Source organism: Tsuneonella sp. HG222 (assembly GCF_053819185.1).
This window is the reverse complement of record NZ_JBSOQZ010000004.1, coordinates 1-4,268: the sequence shown is the minus strand read 5'-3', so window position 1 is coordinate 4,268 and position 4,268 is coordinate 1. Positions and strand designations below refer to the sequence as shown.

Sequence of the window (4,268 nt, the reverse complement as noted above, 5' to 3'; positions counted from 1 at the left end):
AGGGCACAAGTCCTTATGGCCACCCTGCCCAACCACAATGCGATCGCCGCAACCGACTTCATCATCGTCTAAGCGGAACGCAGTTAGCGAACACCGAAGGGCCGCCCCTAGGGCGGCCCCTTTTTGCCTCGAAGCGCTGAGTTTTCAACGTGCGCTTGCCTGACCGCACACTTGATCATGTAACCCATCAGTTGTGTCAACTTGGTGGGATTAGTCGGCGAGAGCGAGATCGCCGCGAATCTCCCCTCGATTCGAATTCTCTGAATGCTTTTGACTCTGCGGCGAGCGATGCGCGTCCCACGAGAAAATCAACCGACGATCGCGGCAACGCTTGTAGCGCACATGACTTCCCTTGGACCAAGTCACGACCAGTGTACCACATGGCTCCAAGGGCAGGGAAGTGCGCGAACGCCATCTTGTCGTTTTCTGCCTAGTTGAGTGTCCCAATTGGGGTGACTGGAACGACAATTTTCTGCCGTGCGGTTCCTTGATTGTCCAATCTCAACCACGCAGGCTGCGGTTGGCAAGCACAAATGCCTGCTATAAAAACTGTCCCTTCGTCCGAATGATATATTGAGAGCTGGATGTTCGAGCATTTAATTACCGATTCTAGAATGCCAGGGTCGCTGGCATTCTCGATCGGCAAACGCCGGTTGCTGACTTATCGGCAAATGTCCGAGGACATCAGCAGTTGCGCCGCTTGGTTGGGAAGGCAAAGGATCGGTCAGCATGCGCGCGCGATCCTGCAGCTTTCCGACCCCTACTTTCACTGGGTCTTCTTCTTTGCGCTGGAGGCGCATGGAATCGTCATCGTTCCGGAGTCCTGCGCAACGGCAATCGACGAGACCTATATCCGTTGGTCGGGCGCAGATATCGTTTTTTCGAGTGAGCCCAAACCCAAATTAGATGGTTTGCGATGGCTGAAAATTACGAACGAATTCCGGGTCGTCTTGCAAGCTCTCCGCGCGCAGCCACTGCCTCGGCGTAAGAGACGTGAAGAAGACTCGATCTGCATCATCCGCTCCTCCGGCACCACCGGCCGGCCCAAAAAGGTCATGCTTACTCGCGGCCTCCTCGACCTCCGGACTTTGCACGCCCGGGACGCGGAGTTTCTGCGCCCGCTTGCGCGTCTGGAGTGTTTGCTTCCCTACCAATCGATCGGAGGCATCCTCGCCGCGTTACAGACGTGGCTGGTTGAGGGGACGGTAATGTTCTCGCGCGATCATGAAAGAGCAGGGGAAATCAGCGCGGGTAACATAAACAACATCGTCGCGGCACCGATACATCTCGAGCGCATTCTCGACCAGCTGCCGGACCAAATGCAGCGCCCCGAAGCGCTCACAATCTTTTGCGGTGGGGCAACCCCTTCGGCCACTCTCCGCGCGCGCCTCGAGAGCCAACTCACTAGTGACATCATAACAAGCTATGGAACAACGGAAACGGGCCTGGTTACAAAGGGCGTCCGGGAGGCCGGTTCGGACAGCCGAGAGAACGCCGGAAGGGTATTGCCGTGGATGAAGGTGGAGGTCCTTGCGGTAGACGGATCGGTCCTCGGTGCCGATGAAGAAGGGGAGCTTCGCATAGCGGGCGAAGATGTGGTCACCGGATATTCGGAGAGTCCTGAAGAGACTTCCAGATACTTTCGTTCGGGATGGTATCATCCGGGTGATCTCGGGATCCTGGACAAAGAAGGCCGGCTTGCAATCACCGGCCGTGTCGATGACATCATCAATATCGATGGGCGTAAAGCGCTAGCCGCAGACATCGAGAGCCTAGCTATGACGATTGCGGAGGTCAGAGATGCAGCGGCGTTTTCGGTACTGAGCCGGAAGGGGCACCGCGAACTCTGGATTGCCTATCGCTCCAGAGTTGAGGTCAAACAAGATGAATTCATTAGAGTCATCCCGGCATTTCCGAATATCAAGCCTGTCCGACTAGAGGCGATACCTCGTAACGCAATGGGAAAGACCGAACGTGCGGCCTTGAGACGAGCGGCACAGAACGGTCAGATAGAGCCGCAAGGAGCGTGAAAAAATATATTTCAAATCACTAAACTGCTTTACATAACAAACGCTATTCGGGCCCGAGGTTAAGACTCTTATACAGAGTCTTTCGTCGAAAATGATCCCTCGTAGTGGTCGAAGGCGACGCGCAAACCTCCATGATTTCGGAGTATTGCGCTTAGGGTCTGGACCAAATCGAAGACCGTCAAGGCAAACTCGCGTTATTGGCCGCCAAGGCATGGCCGGTCTAATTCGAGCGTCGGTCGAGGGGATAAACGGAATTAAATTTGGTCGCGTTAACGACGACACTGCAACCGAAATGCTTTTGGACAACGATTACAAACAGCATGCGGTCGGACGCGGCGACGGATAACATTTCGCGGATGGCATCAACTCATCGTACCTCGCTGAAACTGCTTGCAAGAATCTATCAATCCCTTAACCCTTAGACCGCGACCAGACGAGTCGGAAGGGGTTCGCAAACTTAGCCACGCGCCAAACATCGGTTGTTAACCGTGCAAGTCCGCTACCGGCCAACAGTTTGTGCGTTCGTTACAGATAGGGAGCAACTTAATGCCAATCGTTACAGACAATAGCATAGCCGAGAGCTCGATTAATTCGCTGGGGGATGGTCCAGGAGGATATTACGGCCAAACTTTCGTGGCTGCGGGGACAACTTTGCAGCAAATTTCGCTTAATGTCGCCTCCTTCAATGGAACCAGCGACTTTCGAATCGCAATAGTGACTTGGGTCGACGGTCACCCTGGTGCGGTCTTGGGAACTTCGGAACTGTTTACGATTTCAGGAACGGGCCCCTTGAATCTTTCGCTTCCAAATATTGGACTCACAGTTGGAACGACTTACGCATTTTTACTTGACTCCACCTATGGAACATTGTCTGCGGGTGGTGGAAGTTTTACTTCCAACGACAACTATGCGGATGGGTTCTTTTTTTATAACCATAATGAGCTTGCGGGGGGTGCTCCAGATTTTTCCGGTGTTAGCGGGGTTGGTTCTTACGGCGACTTGGCGTTCACGCTTACCTACGACAGCGACATTCCGGGCAACGTTAGCTCGACAGCTTCAATCTCGCTTGGCGCATCAGTTTTCAGCGATATCGGCTTCAACGGAGACCAAGACTGGTTTAAGATTCACCTGACGCCAGGTCAGTATGAAATTCGGCAGAACGGCGTCTCCCAATCCGATCCGGAGGTATTTCTCTACAATTCGAGCGGGATCTTGCTGGGTCAAAATGACGACGGCGGTCCAGGACTGGATTCGCTGCTTGTCTACACGATTACTGCGGAGGGCGATTATTTCGTAGGAGCCGGACAGTTTGGCACCTCGCAGGGCACTTACGAGCTGAACATCGTTCGCACGCCAGCGCTGGCAGTAACCGACCGTTTCACCATAGCCGAGAATCAGCAGGTCAATGCGAACCTTTTCCTCGACAACGGGGCGGGTCCTGACAATGGCTATGGCTCTACTCTCCAGGTTGGCGCTGTTGCCCGAAACGCTGCCGCGGTGGGCACGAATTACGTTCTTCCGTCGGGTGCCACTGTTCGGATCACGACGGACGGGCAGATTCTTTACACCCCTGGGCCGACGTTTGGTGACTTGGCCGCACAAGGTTCGGGCGCGACGAACACGGCGCTGGTTGATACCTTCAGCTATTCGCTGGTAGGTGGCGGCACAGCCGACGTGATCGTGACGATAAACGGGGTGGACAGCGCTGACCGTTTGTTAGGATCTGCCGGAAATGATAATCTTCGCGCCGGTCTTTTTGACGACGTCCTGATTGGCGGAGCGGGCGCAGACACCTTAAACGGCGGCGAAGGAAGCGACACTGCCAGCTATGCTGACAATGGTGGGGGCGTCTTCGTCAATCTCACGCTGGGCGTCGGCAGCGGGAATTACGCTCAAGGCGACACCTACACGAGCATCGAGAACGTGACCGGCTCGATTTTCAACGACTTCCTAATCGGTGATACCGGGGTCAACCGGCTTGAAGGTGGCGCGGGCAACGACACGATTATCGGCGGTCTAGGTGCGGACGTGCTGATCGGCGGGCCTGGCGTCGACACCCTCAGCTTCGAGGACAACTCGGGCACGGTGTTCGTCAACCTCTTGACCGGCATGGGCTACAACAACGCGGCCCAAGGCGACACGTTCTCCGGGTTCGAGAACGTCATCGGCGGGTTGTTCGATGACACCATCATCGGCGACAACGGCAACAACCGGCTCAACGGTGCGATGGGTGCCGAT

General features: G+C 55.3%; 2 protein-coding genes. Both read left to right on the top strand.

The window, feature by feature from the left end; genetic code table 11:
- Positions 1-584 precede the first annotated feature (584 nt).
- On the top strand, positions 585-2,030 hold the full coding sequence (locus ACWPMZ_RS16510) for a class I adenylate-forming enzyme family protein (protein ID WP_455705185.1): 1,446 nt from the start codon (positions 585-587) through the stop codon (positions 2,028-2,030).
- Between the two features lie 789 nt (positions 2,031-2,819).
- A partial coding sequence (locus tag ACWPMZ_RS16505; protein WP_455705184.1) for a calcium-binding protein occupies positions 2,820-4,268 on the top strand: 1,449 nt, incomplete at its 3' end.

What these genes read in the sequence shown, in the direction of transcription:
- ACWPMZ_RS16510 (WP_455705185.1), top strand. Translation starts at nt 585, where the DNA reads ATGTTCGAGCATTTAATTACCGATTCTAGAATGCCAGGGTCGCTGGCA.